Annotated in this window: 1 protein-coding gene and 1 pseudogene; one reads left to right on the top strand and one right to left on the bottom strand. The window is 66.4% G+C overall.

Going from position 1 to position 1,636, the window contains the following annotated elements; translation table 11 throughout:
* The coding region (locus tag ACWGPE_RS18710) for an HAD-IB family hydrolase (RefSeq protein ID WP_452049266.1) at window positions 1-833 on the bottom strand (833 nt) is incomplete at its 3' end.
* Window positions 834-1,255: 422 nt separating this feature from the next.
* On the opposite strand from ACWGPE_RS18710, the pseudogene ACWGPE_RS18705 reads away from it, so the two are divergent.
* A pseudogene (locus ACWGPE_RS18705) lies at window positions 1,256-1,636 on the top strand (hypothetical protein); the annotation flags it as partial.

The following is a 1,636-nucleotide window of genomic DNA, read 5'->3' as shown; positions in this document are numbered from 1 at the left end:
GAATATGTCAGTGCGCCCGCCGCAAGGGCGCTGATGCCAACGGCCGCGGTAGTGGCCACCGCGGCTCCGGACGGCGCCGGCAGCCGGTCGCGCAACGACACCGGCCTGGTGAAAGTCAGCACCGGCCAGCCGCGGGAGGCGGCCTCCTTGCGCAGTCCCCGGTCGGGATTGACCGCGGTGGGGTGACCCACGGATTCGAGCATCGGGACGTCGGTGATCGAGTCCGAGTAGGCGTAGCAGTGGTCCAGTGCGTAGCCCTCGCGTGCGGCCAGGGCGCGGATTGCTTCGACCTTGCCCTCGCCGAAGCAGTAGAACGCGATCTCGCCGGTGTAGCGGCCTTCCTCGACAACCATGCGGGTGGCCATCGCGTGGGTGGCGCCCAGTGCCCTGGCGATCGGCGCGACGATCTCCTCGCCCGAAGCCGACACCACCACGACGTCGCGGCCGCACAGCTTGTGGTCGGCGATCAGCTCGGCTGCCTCGGCGAACACCAGCGGGTCGACGATGTCGTGCAAGGTCTCTCCAACGATCGACTTGACCTGTTCGACATCCCAGCCCGTGCACATGTTGGTGATGTAGCTGCGCATCCGGTCCATCTGGTCGTGGTCGGCGCCCGACATCAGGAACAGAAACTGTGCGTACGTCGACTTGAGAACGGTGCGGCGATTCAGCAGACCCTGGTTGAAGAAAGGTTTGCTGAAAGCAAGGGTGCTGGACTTGGCGATGACGGTCTTGTCGAGGTCGAAGAAGGCCGCGGTGCGCACTGGTCGACCGTCCTGCGGCCCGGATTGCTGTGCGATCAATTCCCCGGCAGCCCGATCGGAAGCGGTCACAAGCGCCAGCATAGAGGCACGTGCACCCTGCCATCTGTCCGGTAACGCAAAATGGCAGTTCACGACACATTCTTGCGGACGGTGACTCCGCACTCCCGGTTGGTAGCCCGCACAGGTGTCTCTTGCATGTTTTGGCAGTTCCGTGTGTATAGTGAGCATTACTCGGCTTATGCCGAGGGTGTATCAGCCCGACCCCCCGGGGCTGATACACGACGACCTCCGCCTCCTCCCCCCCTGGCGGGGGTCGTCCCTTTTTCAGGGGAAGAATCCTTGGCCGTCCGGCCGCGTTGGTTGCGGAACCGTATTTTCACTGGAACTCTGCGGTACGTTCGCGGACCGTGGTTCATCCCCAGCGCACGCTTCATCCACAATCCGTGAATTGGTGATGGTGCCCGGTTCGTGGTTGCCCGCAGGGTGGGCATATGGCCGTCCCGAACCCCTCGATCGCCCCGACCGGCACGGTGCTGGCGCTGATCGGCGACCCACTGCTGCGTGACGATGTGTCCCGGGTGGCCGCTGCCGCCGGCGTCGGTCTCGTCGTCGTCGACGAACCCTCGGGACGGAAGGCTTGGATGGCGGCCGCCGCGGTCGTACTCGACGCTCCGTCCGCGCAGCGATGCGCCGCGCGGGCGCTGCCCAGGCGCGCCAGGGTGATCCTGGTCGGCAACGACGCCCCGCGGCCGGATGACTGGCACGCCGCGATCGCGATCGGCGCGCAACACCTGGTGACGCTTCCCGGCCAGGACGCCGAGCTGGTCGCTGCGTTGTCCGAAGCCGCCTCCCACGACGACGCCGGCCGAGGT

The organism is Agromyces sp. NPDC055658 (assembly GCF_053618155.1).
The sequence above is the reverse complement of the archived record's forward strand: the minus strand, read 5'-3'. Positions and strand labels throughout refer to the sequence as shown.